19 protein-coding genes and 1 pseudogene are annotated in these 19,460 nt (G+C 67.3%); 11 read left to right on the forward strand and 9 right to left on the reverse strand.

From position 1 onward, the window contains the following. Position 1: 1 nt before the first annotated feature. From INQ48_15240 to INQ48_15270, 7 genes are all read right to left on the reverse strand, one after another. Positions 2 to 1,933: a hypothetical protein gene (locus INQ48_15240; GenBank protein ID QRF60477.1), complete on the reverse strand. Its 1,932-nt coding sequence runs from the start codon at positions 1,931 to 1,933 to the stop codon at positions 2 to 4. Positions 1,934 to 2,049: 116 nt separating this feature from the next. Then, positions 2,050 to 2,445 carry an ATP-binding protein gene (locus tag INQ48_15245; protein ID QRF60478.1) on the reverse strand — a complete coding sequence of 132 codons (396 nt, stop codon included), beginning with the start codon at positions 2,443 to 2,445 and terminating at the stop codon, positions 2,050 to 2,052. Positions 2,446 to 2,524: 79 nt separating this feature from the next. Continuing rightward, positions 2,525 to 3,343: an anti-sigma factor gene (locus tag INQ48_15250; GenBank protein QRF60479.1), complete on the reverse strand. Its 819-nt coding sequence runs from the start codon at positions 3,341 to 3,343 to the stop codon at positions 2,525 to 2,527. Positions 3,344 to 3,347: 4 nt separating this feature from the next. Then, a complete protein-coding gene (locus tag INQ48_15255) occupies positions 3,348 to 3,911 on the reverse strand; it encodes a sigma-70 family RNA polymerase sigma factor (GenBank protein ID QRF60480.1) in 564 nt (187 codons plus the stop codon). A gap of 21 nt (positions 3,912 to 3,932) precedes the next feature. Then, a complete protein-coding gene (locus INQ48_15260; protein ID QRF60481.1) occupies positions 3,933 to 4,316 on the reverse strand; it encodes a hypothetical protein in 384 nt (127 codons plus the stop codon). A gap of 108 nt (positions 4,317 to 4,424) precedes the next feature. Beyond that, complete coding sequence (gene smpB / locus INQ48_15265; protein QRF60482.1) at positions 4,425 to 4,901, reverse strand: SsrA-binding protein SmpB; 477 nt, start codon at positions 4,899 to 4,901, stop codon at positions 4,425 to 4,427. An 85-nt stretch (positions 4,902 to 4,986) separates the two neighbouring features. Beyond that, on the reverse strand, positions 4,987 to 5,985 hold the full coding sequence (locus tag INQ48_15270; GenBank protein ID QRF60483.1) for an AraC family transcriptional regulator: 999 nt from the start codon (positions 5,983 to 5,985) through the stop codon (positions 4,987 to 4,989). A 133-nt stretch (positions 5,986 to 6,118) separates the two neighbouring features. Here INQ48_15270 and INQ48_15275 point away from each other — a divergent pair, with 133 nt between their 5' ends. From INQ48_15275 to INQ48_15300, 6 genes are all read left to right on the forward strand, one after another. Next, positions 6,119 to 6,907: an SDR family oxidoreductase gene (locus INQ48_15275; GenBank protein QRF60484.1), complete on the forward strand. Its 789-nt coding sequence runs from the start codon at positions 6,119 to 6,121 to the stop codon at positions 6,905 to 6,907. Positions 6,908 to 6,958: 51 nt separating this feature from the next. Beyond that, positions 6,959 to 8,233, forward strand: coding sequence for an FAD-binding oxidoreductase (locus INQ48_15280; GenBank protein QRF60485.1), 1,275 nt, complete (start codon positions 6,959 to 6,961; stop codon positions 8,231 to 8,233). 2 nt (positions 8,234 to 8,235) lie between these two features. Next, positions 8,236 to 8,778 carry a flavin reductase gene (locus tag INQ48_15285; GenBank protein ID QRF60486.1) on the forward strand — a complete coding sequence of 181 codons (543 nt, stop codon included), beginning with the start codon at positions 8,236 to 8,238 and terminating at the stop codon, positions 8,776 to 8,778. A gap of 55 nt (positions 8,779 to 8,833) precedes the next feature. After that, entirely contained in the window at positions 8,834 to 10,072 is a 1,239-nt protein-coding gene (locus INQ48_15290) for a dienelactone hydrolase family protein (GenBank protein QRF60487.1), read from the forward strand. A gap of 77 nt (positions 10,073 to 10,149) precedes the next feature. After that, a complete protein-coding gene (locus INQ48_15295; GenBank protein ID QRF60488.1) occupies positions 10,150 to 10,596 on the forward strand; it encodes a type II toxin-antitoxin system RatA family toxin in 447 nt (148 codons plus the stop codon). Positions 10,597 to 10,603: 7 nt separating this feature from the next. Continuing rightward, on the forward strand, positions 10,604 to 10,939 hold the full coding sequence (locus tag INQ48_15300) for an RnfH family protein (protein ID QRF60489.1): 336 nt from the start codon (positions 10,604 to 10,606) through the stop codon (positions 10,937 to 10,939). A gap of 15 nt (positions 10,940 to 10,954) precedes the next feature. Here INQ48_15300 and INQ48_15305 read toward each other — a convergent pair whose 3' ends face one another. Next, entirely contained in the window at positions 10,955 to 11,473 is a 519-nt protein-coding gene (locus INQ48_15305; protein ID QRF60490.1) for a DUF4124 domain-containing protein, read from the reverse strand. Between the two features lie 202 nt (positions 11,474 to 11,675). Here INQ48_15305 and guaB point away from each other — a divergent pair, with 202 nt between their 5' ends. The 5 genes and pseudogenes from guaB to INQ48_15330 all read left to right on the forward strand — a co-directional run bounded on the left by guaB (position 11,676) and on the right by INQ48_15330 (position 18,275). Further along, a complete protein-coding gene (gene guaB, locus INQ48_15310; protein QRF60491.1) occupies positions 11,676 to 13,145 on the forward strand; it encodes an IMP dehydrogenase in 1,470 nt (489 codons plus the stop codon). A 90-nt stretch (positions 13,146 to 13,235) separates the two neighbouring features. Next, positions 13,236 to 13,484 (forward strand): type II toxin-antitoxin system Phd/YefM family antitoxin, encoded by a 249-nt coding sequence (locus INQ48_15315; protein ID QRF60492.1) that lies wholly within the window; start codon positions 13,236 to 13,238, stop codon positions 13,482 to 13,484. Positions 13,485 to 13,495: 11 nt separating this feature from the next. After that, the gene (locus INQ48_15320) at positions 13,496 to 13,915 is read left to right on the forward strand and encodes a type II toxin-antitoxin system VapC family toxin (GenBank protein QRF60743.1); all 420 of its coding nucleotides are present in this window, start codon (positions 13,496 to 13,498) and stop codon (positions 13,913 to 13,915) included. A gap of 10 nt (positions 13,916 to 13,925) precedes the next feature. Beyond that, complete coding sequence (guaA, locus tag INQ48_15325) at positions 13,926 to 15,545, forward strand: glutamine-hydrolyzing GMP synthase (protein ID QRF60493.1); 1,620 nt, start codon at positions 13,926 to 13,928, stop codon at positions 15,543 to 15,545. 23 nt (positions 15,546 to 15,568) lie between these two features. Beyond that, a pseudogene (locus INQ48_15330) lies at positions 15,569 to 18,275 on the forward strand (DUF2726 domain-containing protein). A 184-nt stretch (positions 18,276 to 18,459) separates the two neighbouring features. On the opposite strand, the gene INQ48_15335 reads toward INQ48_15330, so the two are convergent. Further along, the gene (locus tag INQ48_15335; GenBank protein ID QRF60494.1) at positions 18,460 to 19,431 is read right to left on the reverse strand and encodes a zinc-dependent alcohol dehydrogenase family protein; all 972 of its coding nucleotides are present in this window, start codon (positions 19,429 to 19,431) and stop codon (positions 18,460 to 18,462) included. Between the last annotated feature and the right edge of the window lie 29 nt (positions 19,432 to 19,460).

Raw genomic sequence — 19,460 nt, forward strand, 5'->3', positions numbered from 1 at the left:
CTTAGCGCGCCACTTTCGGTGGCGGCAGCTTCGGCAGCACGATCGTCGGCGGGGGCGGTGGCGGCTCGGGCAGCTCGAGCGGTCCCAGCGCGGCATCGCTCACGCCCTGTTTCGTGAGCCGCGCCTCGACCACCGCCATCGCGAAGCGTCGATCGAAATCCCCGTCCACGCGCCAGACGCCGTTGTCGTCGGGCGCCAGCGTGATCTCGGCGCGCAGCGGCAGCGACGCGGCGCCGCTGGCTTGCACGCCGCCGATGGCGCCGAGCCGGCGGTCGTCGTAGACCATCACCACTGGGCAGACCTGCTGCTGCCCGTCCCCGGCCTGGCAGGCGCCCGCGGGTTCGACCTCGGTCAGCGCGAGCCTGGGGTCCGGGTCGATCGCCATGAGCGGCATTTCGCGCAGCGCGCGCAGGCGTTCCTGCAGGGTCTTGGGCGCCCGCATGCGCGCCTCCAGCTTGTCCACGCCTTCGCGCAGCGCGTCCGCGAGCGCCGGCCGGCCGACCGGCTCGGCGTTGTGCTGCGGGCGGCCTTCGGCATCGAGCGCACCGAAGCGCGCCTCGACGATCGCCGCCTCGGCGCCGCGCACCACCGTGTCGCCGCTCGAGCCGCCGCTGTCGGACCCGATGGTGAAGCCGATGGTCTCGGTCTTCCCGTCGCGCGACAGCGTGGCCAGGCAGCCGCGCACCTTGTCGGCCTTGAGGAAGCCGATCTCGTGCAGTGCGCTCACGCGGGCCTCGACGCCGGGCTCGGAACGCAGCCGCTCGTCGTTGCTGGTGCTCGATACCAGGCCGTCGAGTTCGCGCCGCGCCAGGTCGCTGTTGCAGGCCGGCAGGGCGTTGAGCTTCCACAGGTAGGCGCCCGCCGCGCCGACCATCGCGAGCACCGCGATCACGCCGAGCCAGCGCGGGGGGCGCAGCCCCGTCGAGCGCTTGCGCGTCGCGGCCTTCGAGCTCGCTGTCTCGGCCACGATGCGCTCGCGCGCCTGCGCGATGATCCGTCGCCGCTCGTCGGCGCCGACGAAGGCCGGCTCGGCCTCCACGCGCGCGGCGATGGCCTCGAAGCGTTTTTCCTCGAGCCAGCCGTCGGTCACCAGCCAGGCGAGGGCGGTGGCCGGATCGGCGCGCTTGTCGGACACCAGCGGCACCCAGAGCTGCGCCTCCTCGAGGTCTTCGGCGTCGAGCAGGCCGTCGTCGCGCAGCGCCTGCACCACCGCATGCGAGAGGCCGAGCGCGCCGGCCTCGAGCAGCTCGTCGGATTCGTCGAGCGTGTCCTCCGCGTCCTCGGCCATGGAATCGCCGTGGGCCGCGACGATGCGCTCGATCAGCGCGTCCTGGTCCTCGTTCTCGGCCGGCAGCAGCCCGCGCAGCCGCATCCAGGCATAGGCATGGGCCGGCGTGGGCGGCTTGGGCAGGCTCGCGTATTCGGGATGGGCGCGCGCGATGGCGAGCCGGGGCGCATCGACCAGGCCCTGGAGGACCAGCGCCTCGAAAGGCTCGGGGTCGAGCCAGGCATGCGCGGCCTCGGGGTCGGGCTCGGCGCCGCCGACCGGCACGCGCTCCAGTGCCTCGTCGCGCGCATCGGCGTCGATGCGGCCGTCCGCATGCAGCGCGAGCACGGCCTCGCGCACGATGCCGCGCTCGCCGAGCCGGTGCAGCGCCTCGGCCTGTTCGGCGACGTCCACGGCCTCGTCGCGCGTGCCGCGGTCGAGCTCGTTGCGCTCGACGCGCCGGTCGAGCTGGATGCGCAGCACGTGCGAGGCCACGGGATCGATCAGCCCCTGCTGCTGCATCCAGTCCAGCGCATGGGCCGGGGTCGGCAGGGAAGGCAGAGTGGCGAATCCGCGATGGGCCAGCGCGGCATCGTGCTGTTCGTCGGTGATGAGCCCGAGGGGGAGCAGGGCGGCGAAGGCGTCGAGGTTGGCGTTCAAGGGCATCGGGTCATTCTGCCGCCTGCGCGAAGCGGGTCCGGAAACGAAAAAGGCGGCCACCGCGGGCCGCCTTCCTGGCGTGTGGATCGCCCGGGCGCGAGCCCCGGGCGATGGGCGCTGTCTCAGGGACGCGCGAGCTTCCAGGCGCCGTTGCCGAAGCCGTCGCCGGTCTTGTCGCCCGGCTTGGCGTCCTTGGCCCAGTAGTACAGCGGCCAGCCCTTGTAGGCCCATTGGCGCTTGCCGTCCTCGCGGATGATGATGGTGTAGCCACCCATCGGCTTGGCGGTTTCGGCCACGCCCAGCGGCGGCCAGTTGGTTGCGCACTGGCCGTTGCAGGCCGAGGTGCCCGAACCGGCGGCATCCTTGGTGAAGGTGTAGAGCGACATGCCGTTCGGGCCGACCAGCACGCCGTCGGCGGTGCGCGTCGGGGTGTCGGGCGCGCTGGCGCTCTGGTTGGACATGCTGCCGCAGCCGGCGAGCAGGGCGGCCGCGAGGATCGAGGCGCTGAGCAATTTCATGCAGTTTCTCCTTCGTTGAGTGATCGCGAACATGGAAATGAGGGAATGCATGCGCGAACCGGCCGAGTGTATGCCGCGCTCAAGACAGATCCCGGTAGGCCAGCGTCGCGAGTTTCATCAGCGTCTCGCGCGGCAGCCGGCCGGCCACCGCGTAGCCGAAACCCTGGTCGACCCAGTAGAAGCTGGGCACGGCGCCCTCGGTGGCGAAGCGGAACGCGGTCTCGGGCGCCGGGGCCGGCGGGGCGCCCGCGGTCTTGGGATCGAGCTGGCCGACATAGAGCGTGACGCGCTCGCCGGCCGCGTCCTCGAACATGAACTGGGCCCGCGCGCCGTTCTCGCCGGGCAGCAGCCGGCCGCCGACCAGCGTGTAGCCCAGGGTCGAGAAGTCCGGCACCTTGAGCGGCCGGTCGAGCCGGCGCGACAGCCACTGCACCAGGTGCTGCTGCTCGGCCGCGGCGACCTCGACCGGATGGCGCTTCTCGGGCGTGTAGACCTGGTGCGCGAGCGAGGCCGCGTGGACGAATTCGCGCACCGCCGGCGCGCGCGCCAGCGTGGCGCCCGGGCGCTGGGTGGCGCTCCATTGGGCATTGCCGAGCCAGCCGGCGCCGAAGGCGACCAGCAGGCCGGCCGCGATGCCGCCCCAGCGCCACCAGCCGTCGCGCGGCGCGGCCTCGCGTTCGAGCACGGCCGACAGGTGGGCCGGCACGGACTCGTGGAGCAGCTCGGCATGCAGTTGCCGCAGCGTGTCGCGCTGCGCCTGCCAGAGCGAGACCCGCGCCGCGAGCGCCGGATCGTCCGCCAGCGCGGCCTCGATGGCGGCGCGGCGTTCGGGCGCGAGCCGGCCGTCGACCCAGGCGTGCAGCTCGTCGTCGGAAGGGGGCGGGGCGGGGCGGTTCATGGCGTTACTTGAGGCGGCGCAGGCCGGGGCGCGGGGCCGCACTGCCCGCCAGTGTGCCTGCCGACGTGCCCGCCAATGCACCGGATGCGGCGGCGCCGTCGAGCAGTTCCTGCAGCCGCGCGCGGGCACGCGACAGCCGCGACATCACGGTGCCCAGCGGAATGCCGAGCACCTTCGCGACCTCGGCATAAGACAGGTCTTCGAGCGTCACCAGCAGCAGCACGGCGCGCTGCTCTTCCGGCAGTTGCAGCAGGCAGCGCTGCAGGTCGAGCCGCACGCCGTGATCGCGGCCGGGGTCGACGCCGCCTTGCTGTTCGGGCGGCAACTCGTCGAGCGATACCGCCGCATGCGGCGGCGGCGCGCGGCGCACCTGGCTCGCGAAGAGGTTGTGCATGATCGCGAACAGCCAGGCGCGCAGGTCGCTGCCCGCCACCCACAGCCGCCACTTGCTGCAGGCGCGCTCGAGCGTGTCCTGCACCAGGTCGTCGGCCGCCCAGGCATTGCCGGTCAGCGCGCGCGCATAGCGGCGCAGGCCGGGAATGTGCGGGGCGAGCTGGCGGGCGTCCATGGAAGGCGGGCGAGTCGGAGCTCAGGGCTTGGCGGTCTTCCAGCTGCCGTTGACGCCGTCGCCGGTCTTGTCGCCGGGCTTGGTGTCCTTGATCCAGTAGTACAGCGGCCAGCCCTTGGCGGCCCACTGCTTCTTGCCGTCGTCGCGCGTGACGATGCTGAAGTCGCCCGCGGCCTTGTCGCCATCGGCCGCCATGTACGGCGGCCAGTTGGTGGCGCACTGGCCGTTGCAGACCGACTTGCCGTTGCCGGCCGTGTCCTTATCGAAGGTGTAGAGGGTCATGCCGTTGGGGCCGACCAGGGCGCCGTCGGCGGCCTTGGGTTGGGCTGCGGCGGGCAGCGAGAGGAAACCGGCGGCCAGCAGCGTGGCGGCGAGGACGGGAAGGCGGCGCGAGGTCAGCGGCATGGAAGAGCTCCTGGTTGTGGCGCCGGACGATCCGGCGACACCTGCATGAACGCCCGCGGCGCCGCGTTTATTCCATGGCCGCGCAAAAAAAAGCGCGAACGCCGCGGCTCAGCGGCTGCGGCTCTTCATCGCGCGCTCGACCTCGCGCTTGCCTTCGCGGTCCTTGATGGTGTCGCGCTTGTCGTGCTCGGCCTTGCCCTTGGCCAGCGCGATCTCGCACTTCACCTTGCCGGCCTTCCAGTGCAGGTTCAGCGGCACCAGGGTGTAGCCCTTCTGCTCGACCTTGCCGGTCAGGCGGCGGATCTCTTCCTTGTGCAGCAGCAGCTTCTTGGTGCGCACCGAGTCGGGCGTCACATGGGTCGAGGCGCTCTTGAGCGGGTTGATCTGGCAGCCCAGCACGAACATCTCGCCGTCGCGGATCACCACGTAGCCGTCGGTGAGCTGCACCTTGCCTTCGCGCAGCGCCTTCACTTCCCAGCCTTCCAGCACCATGCCGGCCTCGAAGCGTTCCTCGAAGAAATAGTTGTACGCCGCCTTCTTGTTGTCGGCGATGCGGGAGGAGGTGTCTTGTTTCTTGGTGGCCATCGTTGTCATTTGGGGGCGCATGGCGCCCGGACAACCGCCCGGCATGCACAGGGCGTGGATTCTATGAAAGTGGCAGCGGGTGCCTTCAGCGCTGCCGCTGCAGCGTGCGATGGGGCGATTCGCCGAAGCGCCGCGCGTAGTCCTGCGCGAAGCGCCCGAGGTGGGCGAAGCCGAACTGCAGCGCGACCGAGGTGACGGTGGTGTCGGCCCCCGGCTCGCTCAGCCGCTCGTGCACCGCGAGCAGCCGCCGCTCGCGCAGGTAGGCCATCGGCGTCTGGCCCGCATGCTGGCGGAACGCCACCTGCAGGCTGCGCACGCACAGCCCGCTGGCCGAGGCGATCTCGTCGACCGTGAGCGCATCGGGCAGGTGGGCCTCGATGTACTCGCGGGCCCGGCGCAGCGCGCGCGGCGAGACGTCGCCGCGCTCGGCGCCCAGGCGCGCGCTCTGGTTGTGCGGCAACTGGCCCAGCAGGGTGTGGATCAGGCCCGATTCGGCCTGGGCCAGGAAGGGCGTGGTCAGCGGCGTGCGGCCGCACGAGAGCTCCTGCGCGAGGAACTCGACCAGGTGCTTCACGCTCGCGCCCGCGCCTTCGTCGAGCGCGATCTCGGGCTCGAACTCCAGCGGCCGCGCGCCGGCCGCCTCGCCGCACAGCGATTCCCAGTGGCGCTGCACCACCGCCTTGCCGATCTTCACGATCAGGTGCGGCGTGTCGTCGCCCCAGCGCATGCGCAGCGGCTGGCTCGGCGAGGCCAGCGAGGCGCGGTGCGCATCCGACGTGAAGGAGCGGCCGGCCCACTCGATGCGGGCATTGCCCCTGAGCGGGATCTGCAGCAGATAGAAGTCGCCGAGGCAGCCGGGATCGATCTCGACCTCGGCGCCGTACTGCACGTAGTTCAGCGAGATGTCGCCCAGCGGCGCGACGTGGTGGCGCGCGTCGAAGCGCGAGCTGCCGTGCCCGAGGTGCAGCCGGTGCGGACAGAAGATGCGCGCCACCTCGTCGCGCGCCTCGTCGAGGTCGGGCGTGGCGATGACGGCGTAGCGCGTCAGGGGAAGCGAGGCCGATGCAGCGACAGCGTGTTCCATGCGGAGCGGCGTGGGGGGCAGCGAATAAATGCGTTTTGCGGACAGCGCCTGCGCAATCCGGATTGGGCTCTGAATCCTTCAAATCTAAAGTAACTGCAAGCAATTGACAACGGGACCAACCAGGAGAAAAGGCATGAGCGACAAGGACTTGCAGGACAGGACGGTGCTCGTCACCGGTGGCGCGACCCTCATCGGTGCGGGCGTGGCCCGTTGTTTGCGCGATGCCGGTGCACGCGTGGTGCTGGCCGACATCGACGTGGCGCGTGGCGAGGCGGTGGCGCGCGAGATCGGTGCGCAGTTCATCGCCACCGACATCACCGATGACGCGGCCGTGCAGGCCTGCGTCGAGCAGGCGGCCGATGCCGAGGGCCGCATCCATGCGCTCGTGAACCTGGCCTGCAGCTACCTCGACAACGGCCTGGCCTCGCCGCGCGGCGAGTGGCAGGCCGCGCTCGACGTCAACCTGGTCTCGGCCGTGATGATGGCGCGCGCCACGCTGCCATTCATGCAGGCCGCGGGCGGCGGCGCCATCGTCAACTTCACCTCGATCTCCTCGGGCGTGGCCCAGACCGGCCGCTGGCTCTATCCGGTGAGCAAGGCCGCGCTGGTGCAGCTCACGCGCAACATGGCGCTGGACCTGGCGCCGATGAAGGTGCGCGTCAATTCCGTCTCGCCGGGCTGGACCTGGTCGGCCGTGATGGACCAGCTCACCGGCGGCGACCGCGCCAAGACCGATGCGGTGGCCAGGCCCTTCCACATGCTCGGCCGCGTCGGCGACCCGGTCGAGGTCGGCCACGTGGTGGCCTTCCTGTGCTCGCACAATGCTTCGTTCGTCACCGGCGCCGACTGGGCCGTGGACGGCGGCTATTCGGCGCTGGGCCCGGAGCAGGGCGAGCCGGCCATTCCCAAGCTCGCGGCCTGAAGACGGCCGTCGCATCCCTTTCTTCACCCCACCCACGAACGAGGCATACCCATGAGCAACATCGCATCGCAGGGCGCCAAGCCGCGCCGTTTCATGATCGTCGGCGCGGGCCAGTCGGGCCTGCAACTGGCGCTGGGCCTCCAGCGCGAGGGCCACGAGGTGACCGTGGTCTCGAACCGCAGCGCCGAGGACATCCGCACCGGCCGCGTGATGTCGAGCCAGTGCATGTTCGACGCCAGCCTGCAGATCGAGCGCGACCTCGGCATCGACCAGTGGGCCGACAGCTGCCCGCCGGTCGAGGGCATCGGCTTCGCCGTGCCGCATCCCGAGAAGCCCGGCGAGAAGCTGCTCGGCTGGTCGCACCGCCTCGACGCGCCCGCGCGCTCGGTCGATCAGCGCGTGAAGGTGCCGGCCTGGATGAAGACCTTCGAGGAACGCGGCGGACAGATCCTGTTCCAGGACGCGGGCGTCGAGGACCTCGAGCGCTGGACCCAGTCGCACGACCTGGTGATCGTGGCCGCCGGCAAGGGCGAGATCGCGCAGATGTTCGAACGCGACGCGCAGCGCTCGCCCTACGACAAGCCGCAGCGCGCGCTGGCCCTGACCTATGTGCACGGCATGACGCCGCGCCCCGAGCATTCGGCCGTCAACTTCAACCTGATCCCCGGCGTCGGCGAATACTTCGTGTTCCCCGCGCTGACCGTGACGGGGCCGTGCGAGATCATGGTGTTCGAGGGCGTGCCCGGCGGCCCGATGGACTGCTGGGCCGACGTGAAGACGCCCGCGCAGCACCTCGAGCGCTCGCTGTCGATCCTCGACACCTTCACGCCCTGGGAGGCCGAGCGCTGCCGCGACGTGCGACTGACCGACGACAACGGCATCCTGGCCGGCCGCTTCGCGCCCACGGTCCGCAAGCCGGTGGGGCGGCTGCCCTCGGGCCGCGCCGTTCTCGGCATGGGCGACGTGGTGTGCCTCAACGACCCGATCACCGGCCAGGGCTCGAACAACGCCGCCAAGTGCGCCGATGCCTACCTGCGCGCCATCCTCGCGCAGGGCGAGGACGCCTTCGACGCGGACTTCATGCAGTCGGCCTTCGACGGCTACTGGCGCTATGCGCGCCACGTCGTCGAGTGGACCAACGCGATGCTGCAGCCGCCGCCCCCGCACGTGCTCGAGGTGCTGGGCGCGGCCCAGGGCAACGCGGCCGTGGCACGGCGCTTCGTCAACGGCTTCAACGATCCGCGCGACTACGCCGAGTTCTTCATGACGCCCGACGCGAGCAGCGCCTACCTGCGCTCGCTGGCGCCGCAACCGGAGGCGGCCTGACCATGCGCGGCGAGTTCCGGGCCATCGAGTCGCTGCGCTGCGAACCCAACGTGGGCGCGGGCGACTTCCGTCGCGCCATGCGCTGCCTGGTCGGCGCCGTGACCGTGGTCACGAGCACCGACGGGCAGACGCCCGTGGGCCTCACGGCCACGGCCGTGACCTCGTTCTCGGCCGAGCCCGCGCGCATCCTGGCCTGCGTCAACCTGCAGGGCAGCAGCTTCCGCACCATCGCGCAGAGCCGCCGCATGGCGGTCAACCTGCTCGCGCTCGACCAGTCGGCGCTGGCGCTGGCCTTCTCGCGCCAGGGCGAGGCCGGCGAGCGCTTCGATCCCGCGCATTGGGAGACGCTGGTGACCGGCGCGCCCGTGCTGCGCGGCGCGCTCGCGGTGTTCGACTGCGTGGTCGACGAGATGATGGTGGCGCACAGCCACGCGATGCTGATCGGCGAGGTCAAGGCCGCGCGCATCACCGATGCGCAGGGGCTGCCGCTGCTCTATGCCTGCGGCCAGTTCACCACCCTGCGCGACGAGTGCGTGGCGGCCTGAGCGCCGGCCGCAGCACCCCAAGACTCAGAGATTCGGAACCAGCAAGGAGAAAGACATGACAGCTCAGAACGGCCGCTGGCTGCAGGTGCCGGCCATCGACGGCAGCGGCAGCTTCCGCGCCTACCTCGCCACCCCCGCCTCGGGCAAGGGCCCCGGCATCGTGCTGGCGCAGGAGATCTTCGGCGTCAACGCCACCATGCGGCAGGTGGCCGACTACTACGCGGAAGAAGGCTACGTGGTGCTCGCGCCCGACCTGTTCTGGCGCCAGCAGCCCGAGGTCGAACTCGGCTATGCGCCCGACGACTGGCAGAAGGCCTTCGCGCTCTACAAAGGCTTCGATGAGGACAAGGGCACCGAGGACGTGGCCGCTTCGCTGGCGCTGTTGCGCTCGCTGCCCGAGCAGCAGGGCAAGGCCGGCGTGCTGGGCTTCTGCATGGGCGGCAAGCTCGCTTACCTCGCGGCCTGCCGCACCGACGCCGACGTCTGCGTGGGCTACTACGGCGTCGGCATCGAGCAGCGGCTCGAGGAGGCCGACCGCATCCAGGGCCGGCTGGTGCTGCACATCCCCGAGCTCGACGACTTCTGCCCGCCCGAGGCGCGCTCGCGCATCGTCGAGACGCTTGGAGCGCGGCCTGGGTGCGAGCTCTACGTCTACCCGGGCGTCGACCATGCCTTCGCGCGGCTGGGCGGCGACCACTATCACAAGCCGTCGGCGCTGATGGCGCACGAGCGCAGCGTGGCCGCGTTCCGCCGCGAGATGGGGCCGCACTACGACTTCTCGGCGCTGTGGGACAAGCATTGCGAGTACGAGTTCGGCACGCGCAACGTGGCCGACACCATGGCCACCATGGTGGCCGAGCCCTACGTCAACCACATCCCGACCATGACCGGCGGCGTGGGGCACGCGATGCTGAGCCGCTTCTACCAGCACCATTTCGTGAACAGCAATCCGCCCGACACGCGGCTGGTGCCGATCTCGCGCACCGTGGGCGCGACGCAGATCGTCGACGAGATTCTGTTCAGCTTCACCCATACCTGCGAGATCGACTGGCTGCTGCCCGGCGTGGCGCCCACGGGCAGGCCGGTGGAGATTCCGCTGGTGGCGATCGTCAAGTTCCGCGGCGACAAGCTCTACCACGAGCACATCTACTGGGACCAGGCCAGCGTGCTGGTGCAGGTGGGGCTGCTCGATCCGAAGGGACTGCCGGTGGCCGGCGTCGAGACGGCGCGCAAGCTGCTCGACGAGACGCAGCCCTCGAACACGTTGATGGCGGCCTGGTCGCGTTCGGGCTGAAGCGGCGGACTCTCGTCCGGCGAGAGGAGGGAGCCACGCAGGCTCCCTACAATGAATCGGTCTCTCGATCCGATTCAATGAAAACAGTCAACAAGTCCGTTCTCATCTGGTACAGCGCCGAAGAGATGTACGCGCTGGTCACCGATGTGGCGAAGTACCCCCAGTTCCTGCCCTGGTGCGACAAGGCGCGCGTCATCGAGCAGGACGAGGCCGGCATGACCGCCGAGGTCGGCCTGGCCTTCGCGGGCCTGCACCAGAGCTTCACCACGCGCAACACCCATGTGCCCGGCCGCGAGGTGCAGCTCAAGCTGGTCGACGGGCCGTTCTCCAACCTCGACGGCCACTGGAAATTCGTGCCGGTGGGCGAGGGCGGCGAGCGCGCCTGCCGCGTCGAGCTGCACCTGAGCTACGGCTTCAGCAACTTCGCGCTGCAGGCCCTCGTGGGCCCGGTGTTCGACACCATCGCCTCGAGCCTGGTCGAGGCCTTCGTCAAGCGCGCCGAGCAGGTCTACGGCGCAGCCTGAAGCACCGATGATCGAGGTGACCCTGAGCTGCTCGCCGGCACCGCGCGAGGTGTTCGAGGAGCCGCTGCGCCTGGCCGTCGGCGCCAGCGTGAGCGACGCGATCCGCGCCAGCACCCTGGCCCAGCGCTTTCCCGCGCTCGACTGGCGCCAGACGATGACGCCCGGCATCTGGGGCCGGACCGCCGATTGGGACGATGCACTCGAAGACGGCGATCGCGTCGAGCTGTGCCGCGCGCTCACGGTCGATCCGAAGGTGGCGCGGCGCGAGCGCTTCCAGCGGCAGGGCGCGCGCGGCACCGGGCTGTTCGCGAACCGGCGCCAGGGCGGCAAGGCGGGGTACTGAACCCTTCCTCGGGATTTACTTGCAGTCGCTGTCGATCACCGACTGCAGCCGGCGCTGCTCGGCCACGCGCTGGTTGTCGTCGAGGATCTCGCGCTCGCCCTTGGCGTTGACGCGCGCGATGCGCATGCCGCTGTCCATGGTGGCCTTGCTTTCGCGGGCGCGGCTGCAGTTCTCGGCCTTGGCCTTGGCGAGCTTCGCGGCTTCTGCCGCCTGCTTGGCCTTCTCGTCGGCCTCGGCCTTCTTGGTCTTTTCCTCGAGGTCCTTGTCGACCGTCGGCGCCTTCGGCGCGCCTGGTGCAGCCGGCGCCTCGGCGCCCTTGTCGGTGGTGGCCGTGCCCTCGGGCGCCGCCACGCCAGAACCGGTGCGCGCCGGCGGGCCGGCGCGACGCACGATGTTCTTCTCGGGAATGTCGGTCGGCGGCGGCTGGTCGCTGAAGACCTTCTTGCCGTTCTTGTCGATCCATTGCCATTGGGCGTCCGCGGCCAGGGGCAGCAGGCAGATCGATCCGAGCAGGAGGCTGAGCAGGAACTTCATGGGGCGCAAGTCTAGCGATGCCTTACGTTTTGCAACAGGCAGTGATTGGTTTTCGCCGCGGTCCGCAGACCGGGCAGTGGGCAAATGGCGACGTCGAAGGCGACGGCCGGGCGATAGGCCCGCACCGCGCGGGGCCGTGCCGCGCTGAACCCGGCAGCATACCCCGCCGCCTCGTTACAATCCGTCTTTTGGAGCCTCACCCATGCGCCTTCTCGGCAAAGCGCTCACCTTCGACGATGTGTTGCTGGTGCCAGCGTTCTCCCAGGTCCTGCCCAAGGACACCTCCCTCGCCACCAAATTCTCCCGAAACATCACGCTGAACATCCCGCTCGTCTCGGCGGCGATGGACACCGTGACCGAAGCCCGCCTCGCGATCGCCATCGCGCAGGAAGGCGGCATCGGGATCGTGCACAAGAACCTCACCGCGCAGCAGCAGGCCGCCGAAGTGGCCAAGGTCAAGCGCTACGAATCGGGCGTGCTGCGCGATCCGGTGGTGATCACGCCCACGCACTCGGTGCGGCAGGTGATGGCGCTGTCGGACCAGCTCGGCATCTCGGGCTTCCCGGTGGTCGACGCCGGCCGCGTCGTCGGCATCGTGACCGGGCGCGACCTGCGCTTCGAGAACCGCTACGACGTGCCCGTCAGCGAAATCATGACGCAGCGCGACCGGCTGATCACCGTGCCCGACGGCACCACCCTGGCCGAGGCCAAGGCGCTGCTCAACAAGCATAAGCTCGAACGCCTGCTCGTGATCAACAGCGACTGGGAGCTCAAGGGCCTGATCACCGTCAAGGACATCACCAAGCAGACCACCTTCCCCAATGCCGCGCGCGATGCCTCGGGCCGCCTGCGCGTGGGCGCGGCGGTCGGCGTCGGCGAGGGCACCGAGGAGCGTGTCGAGGCACTGGTCAAGGCCGGCGTCGATGCCATCGTGGTCGACACCGCGCACGGCCACAGCAAGGGCGTGATCGAGCGCGTGCGCTGGGTCAAGCAGAACTATCCGCAGATCGACGTGATCGGCGGCAACATCGCCACCGGCGACGCCGCGCGCGCGCTGGCCGAGGCCGGTGCCGACGCGGTCAAGGTCGGCATCGGCCCGGGCTCCATCTGCACCACCCGCATCGTGGCGGGCGTGGGCGTGCCGCAGATCATGGCGGTCGACAGCGTCGCCACCGCGCTGCAGGGCAGCGGCGTGCCGCTGATCTCCGACGGCGGCGTGCGCTACTCGGGCGACATCGCCAAGGCCATCGCGGCCGGCGCCAGCACCGTGATGATGGGCAGCATGTTCGCCGGCACCGAAGAGGCGCCCGGCGAGATCGTGCTGTACCAGGGCCGCAGCTACAAGAGCTACCGCGGCATGGGCTCCATCGGCGCGATGCAGCAGGGCAGTGCCGACCGGTACTTCCAGGAGTCGACCACCGGCAACCCCAACACCGACAAGCTCGTGCCCGAGGGCATCGAGGGCCGCGTGCCCTACAAGGGCTCGATCGTGTCGATCATCTACCAGATGGCCGGCGGCGTTCGCGCCAGCATGGGCTACTGCGGCTGCGGCACCATCGAAGAGATGAAGAACAAGGCCGAGTTCGTCGAGATCACCACCGCCGGCATCCGCGAGAGCCACGTCCACGACGTGCAGATCACGAAGGAAGCGCCGAACTACCGCGCCGAGTAACGCGGTGGCTGAACCTGATTCTGGCCAGACCTTGAAAGTCGGGCCAGATCAGGTTTAGAATTCGGGCCAGATTCAAATTTTCTGGCCCCAATGCAATCCATCGGCATCGCTGAAGCCAAGAACAATTTCTCGGCCCTGATCGACTCGGTCGAGAAGGGCGACGAGGTGCGCATCACCCGCCACGGCAAGGAGGTGGTGCGCATGCTGCCGGTGCGGCGCAAGCCGGTCATCACCGACGAGCAGATCGCGCGCGAACTGGGCCAGATCGACGCGCTGCATGCCGCCATTCGTCCGGGCACCCCGGCCGGCGCGCTGCTGAACCAGGGCCGCCAGCCGTGACCGCCTTCGTCATGGATGCCTCGGTCACCGCCGCCTGGCTGCTGCCCGACCACGCCAACGAGCACACGCGCAGGCTCTACGCCGCCATCCGCCGCGACGAGGTCGAGCCGCAGGCGCCCAATGCCTGGCAGTGGGAGTGCGCCAACGTCATCGCCAACGGCGTGCGCAGCGGCCGCATTCCCTCGTCGGCCGTCGAAGGCCTGTGGAGCGTGCTCGATGCCATCCGCCATCGCGTCGAGCTGCACGAACTCGCGCCGGCCCAGCACAAGGCCGTGCTCGCCGTCGCCATCGATGCCGGCGTGTCGCTCTATGCCGCGGGCTACCTCTGGCTCGCGCGCTCGCTCGGTCTTCCGCTCGCCACCTTCGACGAGCAACTCATCCAGGCCGCGCCGCAAGCGGGCGTCCGGCTGTTCGACATTTCAACGCTCTGAGTCCCAGCCCATGCAACACGACAAGATCCTCATCCTCGATTTCGGCTCGCAGGTCACCCAGCTCATCGCGCGCCGCGTGCGCGAGGCCCATGTGCTCAGCGAAGTGCATCCCTGCGACGTCAGCGACGAATGGGTGCGCGAGTACGCGGCCGACGGCCATCTCAAGGGCGTGATCCTCTCGGGCAGCCATGCCAGCGTGTACGAGGAGACCACCGACAAGTGCCCGCAGGCCGTGTTCGATCTCGGCATTCCCGTGCTCGGCATCTGCTATGGCATGCAGACCATGGCACACCAGCTCGGCGGCAAGGTCGAGGGCGGCCACAAACGCGAGTTCGGCTTCGCCGCCGTGCGCGCCCACGGCCACACCGCGCTGCTCAAGGAGATCGCCGACTTCGCCACCCCCGAGGGCCACGGCATGCTCAACGTGTGGATGAGCCACGGCGACAAGGTCACCGAGCTGCCGCCGGGCTTCAAGCTCATGGCCAGCACCGACAGCTGCCCCATCGCCGGCATGGCCGACGAGGCGCGCCGCTACTACGCCGTGCAGTTCCATCCCGAGGTCACCCACACCGTGCAGGGCAAGGCCATCCTCGAGCGCTTCGTGCTCGGTATCTGCGAGGCCAGGCCCGACTGGGTCATGCGCGACCACATCGCCGAGGCCGTGCAGAAGATCCGCGAGCAGGTGGGCGACGAGGAGGTCATCCTCGGCCTGTCGGGCGGCGTCGATTCGAGCGTGGCCGCCGCGCTGATCCACCGCGCCATCGGCGACCAGCTCACCTGCGTCTTCGTCGACCACGGCCTGCTGCGCCTGAACGAGGGCGACATGGTCATGGAGATGTTCGAGGGCAAGCTGCACGCCAAGGTCATCCGCGTCGATGCCAGCGAACTGTTCCTCGGCAAGCTCGCCGGTGTGAGCGACCCCGAAGCCAAGCGCAAGATCATCGGCGGCGAGTTCGTCACCGTGTTCAAGCAGGAAGCCGCCAAGCTCAAGGCGGGCGACGGCGGCCACAAGGGCGCCACCTTCCTCGCGCAGGGCACCATCTATCCCGACGTCATCGAGAGCGGCGGCGCCAAGAGCAAGAAGGCCGTCACCATCAAGAGCCACCACAACGTCGGCGGCCTGCCCGAGCAGTTGGGCCTGAAGCTGCTCGAGCCGCTGCGCGACCTGTTCAAGGACGAGGTGCGCGAACTCGGCGTCGCGCTCGGCCTGCCGCCCGAGATGGTCTACCGCCATCCGTTCCCCGGTCCGGGCCTGGGCGTGCGCATCCTCGGCGAAGTGAAGAAGGAATACGCCGACCTGCTGCGCCGCGCCGACGCCATCTTCATCGAGGAGCTGCGCAACTTCACCGACGCCGAGACCGGCAAGACCTGGTACGACCTCACGAGCCAGGCCTTCACCGTGTTCCTGCCCGTGAAGAGCGTCGGCGTGATGGGCGACGGCCGCACCTACGACTACGTCGTCGCCCTGCGCGCCGTGCAGACCAGCGACTTCATGACTGCCGACTGGGCCGAGCTGCCGTATGCGCTGCTCAAGAAGGTGTCGGGGCGGATCATCAACGAGGTGCGAGGGATCAACCGCGTGACCTACGACGTGTCCAGCAAGCCGCCGGCGACGATCGAGTGGGAGTGAGGGGGAGGGCGTAAGCGGTGTCCCTGGTTTCCATTCATGTCTGTGGCGAAGACAGGACCCGGCAAATCAGGGATTGGACGGTTCATTGGACAGACCGGGAGAGGGTTCTGGCGCTGACCTGCCACTTTCTCTCCAACAAGAAATTTACTCGCCCGCTCAGTGATTGCCGGATCGATCCCACCCGGGAGCTGAGCGAGCCCTTTCTCAAAGAGAAAGGAAGTTCGGTCGTCGAGCGCCTCGAGAAGGCCGTGATCTATGGCGACAAGTACGCTGTTATCCAATACCCGGAGGGCTCTAAGGCCTACATCCGAAAGCTGGATGACATCGAGCTTGTCCCAAAGGCGGGGATGAAGAGTGGTTCAATATTTCGCTATTTCGTTGCCGTGGCGGAGGCGAGGGTAGGCAGAGCGAAGTCGGAAGATCAGAAGATCGCAGGCAATGTACTGCGACAGTTGGAGAAATTGCCAGATCGTCCCGGCACCGCGTTGCACGCCTATTGCACTGGGATCAATGCAGGGCGAAAACCGACGGGGCCGTTGATCTATCCCTTCGGTGTCAATGAAAGCCAGCTTGTGGCCGTCGAGCAAGCTTTCAATGCGCAAATCAGCTTGATCGAAGGGCCACCTGGAACTGGCAAGACCCAGATGATCCTGAACATCATTGCCAACGCTCTTCTGCGCGGTGAAACGGTCGCGGTACTGTCCAACAACAATGCGGCGGTGAAGAATGTCTATGAGAAGCTGGAAAAAAGCGGTCTGGACTACCTGATCGCTCGGCTGGGGAGCAGGGACAACCGAAAAAGCTTTTTAGCTGATGTTCCTCCTTTGTCCAAGGGCGAACTTGAAACCGCGCCGACGATGGAGGAGCTTCAAGCGAATCTTGCGGCGCTGAAACAGCACCTGCGCGCCCAGAGCATGGCTGCGCAGCTTCGCACTGAGATCGATGAACTGCTAATGGAGCAGCGCCATCTGTTGCTGTGGCAACAGGACAACGGAGTGCAGCCTCCAGTGCCATTGGAAAAATATGGCTTGTCCCCGCGAAAGACGGCGGACTTGATGGCCTATCTATCCCACCTTGCCCAGCGGCGCGTTGGCCTCAAGGACAGGATCGAATTGTTTTTCAGTTTTAAAATATTTCGAACCAAGCCGATCGAGGATGAGCAAAGGCGTCGGGCCTTCTTTTATGCCCTGCAATTGCACTATTACGAGAAGTTGCTGGGCGAAAAGAGCGCGGCCTTGGCCAAATGGCAAGAGTCGTTGGAGCTCGGACAATTCACGAGCTTGCTCCAGACATTGACGATAGATTCGATGAGGTATTTGAAGCGCTATCTTCAGGAAAATATACCCGAGTCGAGTTCATCCGGGGAGATGGAATATCTCAATAATTTCGATGAGTTTCTAAGGCGTTTTCCGGTCATCGGCAGCAGCACGCATTCCATCGTCAACTCAATCAAGGTGGGGGCTCTGCTCGACTACGTCATTATTGACGAAGCATCTCAGCAAGATATCGTTCCAGGAATTTTGGCGCTTGGCTGCGCAAAAAACCTAGTCATCGTGGGAGATCGAAAGCAGCTGGCGCATATCCCTGTGAAGTTAGGTCTATTGGCGCCAGATGATGCTTACGATTGCGAAAAGTACAGCTTGCTCGATTCCTGCCTTGGTGTCTTCCAGCAATCGTTGCCAAAGACATTACTTAGAGAGCACTACAGGTGTCACCCGAAGATCATCCAGTTCTGCAACCAACAGTTCTATGAGAACGAGCTGATTCCGATGACTAAGGACCAAAACGAAAAGGCCCTGAGCTTGATCGTCACCGCCAAGGGAAATCATGCGCGGGAGAGATACTCCAACCTCAGAGAACTAGATTCGCTGCTCAAGGTGCTCGACCATGAGGGGGTGCCCGTGGAGTTGGGGGACGATGGCAGGGGGTTTATCGCCCCTTTCAAGGCGCAGGTCGTGCTTTCTGGGGAGCATCTGCCCGAAGATTTCGTGAAGGACACCGTACACAAGTTCCAAGGCAGAGAGTGCGATGAAATCGTCTTCTCCACAGTGTTGGACAAGAAGCGGGGAAGTCGGGCTCGGCTGGATTTCGTGGACGACGCGCGTATGGTCAATGTGGCGGTATCGAGAGCCAAGAATAAATTCACTCTGGTGACTGGCGACGACATTCGGAGCGAACAATGGTCCCATTGCTGCGTTATTGCGCTACCTTGAGTACTACGCGGACCAAAAGCAGGTTCGGCGTGCGCCCGTTGTTTCGGCATTCGATCTGCTGTATCGAGAGTACGATAAATCTCTGGAGAGACTCAATGCCAGATTGCGGCCTGCAGATTCAAGCTTTAGATCTGAGCAGATTGTGGCCCAACTGCTGCGTGACGCAATGTCTCAAACGGCATTGCGCTCGCTCAATTTTCATTGCCAAATCTCCTTGAACCAGGTGGCCTCACCGGCCAACGCAGCCTTGACTGAGGAAGAGCAGACGTTCATGAGGAACGGCGCCAGTTGTGATTTCGTCGTCTATTTCAAGGTAGGGAAGATGCCGTTGGGTGTGATCGAGGTCGATGGAGCCTCTCATGACAAGCCCGAACAGGCCCGACGGGATGCGTTGAAGAACGGCATCTTGGAGAAGAGCAATATTCCGTTGTTGCGCCTCAGAACAGTTGAAAGCGGAATCGAGAAGCGGATTGCCCAATTTCTCGCCAATTGGGCAGCTAGTACTTCTAGCCGATGACCTTCGAAACCATCGGCGCGCCGCACGTGCCTGCTGGTGATTCCGAAGACTTCAAGCGGCCCGGACCGACATCATGGTCTTCAAGGGCGAGATTGACGCGTGGATGCGCGACAGGCTTGGGCGAGAGCGCAAGCTCGCGTTACCGCCGCGAGAAATCGCGATGCGGGGGGCTGCCCATCAGCGTTCAAGAGACTGACGACCCGACCTCGATCGCGATCTTTCCCCGCACCCCGTTGTTGGGACTTTCCAGCCGCGCATGGGCAAGCGGAATGTCTGCCAGCGAATAGACGGCGCCCACGTGCGGCCGTAGCTGCCCGCGCTCGATCAGCGCACTCAACTCATCGAGCTTGCCGCGGTTCTGCCGAGTGAAGACGAAGTGGTAGCTCGCGTTCTTGCCCCAGGCCTGGACGAGGTTCTGCGGCCGCGCGATGTCCACGATGCTGACGACGCGGCCGAGCTGGGCCGCCGCGTCGGGGCTGCGCGACAGGGTGTCGCCGCCGATGGTGTCGAACACGACATCGACGCCGCGACCACCGGTCTCGCGCAGGACGGCGTCGACGTAGTCCTCCTTCTCGTAGTCGATGAGCACGTCGGCGCCCAGGCTGCGTGCGAACTCGAAGTTGGCTTCGCGCACGGTCGTGAACACCCGGGCTCCGATGGCTCTGGCGAGCTGGATCGCCACATGGCCGACGCCTCCCGCGCCGCCGTGCACCAGGATGCTTTCGCCCACCCTGAGCGCCGCGCGCACGACCAGCGCTTCCCATGCCGTGCCGCCCACCAGGGTCAGGCTCGCCGCTTCCAGATGGCTCAGCGAGGAGGGCTTCTTCCCGACGATGCCTTGGGCGGCCACGTGGTACTCGGCATAGCTGCCTGGCCCGTCGAAGATTTGCGGCGTGTACCAGACCTCGTCTCCGGGAGAGAAGGCCGTCACGCCCGGCCCGACTTCTTCGACCACGCCCGATACGTCGTGGCCGGTGATGGCCGGCAGCGGCACCAGGTCGGGATAGTCGCCGCGCCGGACCTGGTAATCGAGCGGATTGATCGAGGTCGCATGGACCCGGACCAGGACCTGTCCCGCCTGGGGCACAGGCCGGGGCAGGTCGCACAGTTCGAACGATTCCGGGCCACCGAACGATGTGAGTCTCAGAGCTTTCATGGCATGTCCTTCATTTCTGTAAAAAGGGA

The organism is Variovorax paradoxus, assembly GCA_016806145.1.
Taxonomy (GTDB): Bacteria; Pseudomonadota; Gammaproteobacteria; order Burkholderiales; family Burkholderiaceae_C; genus Variovorax.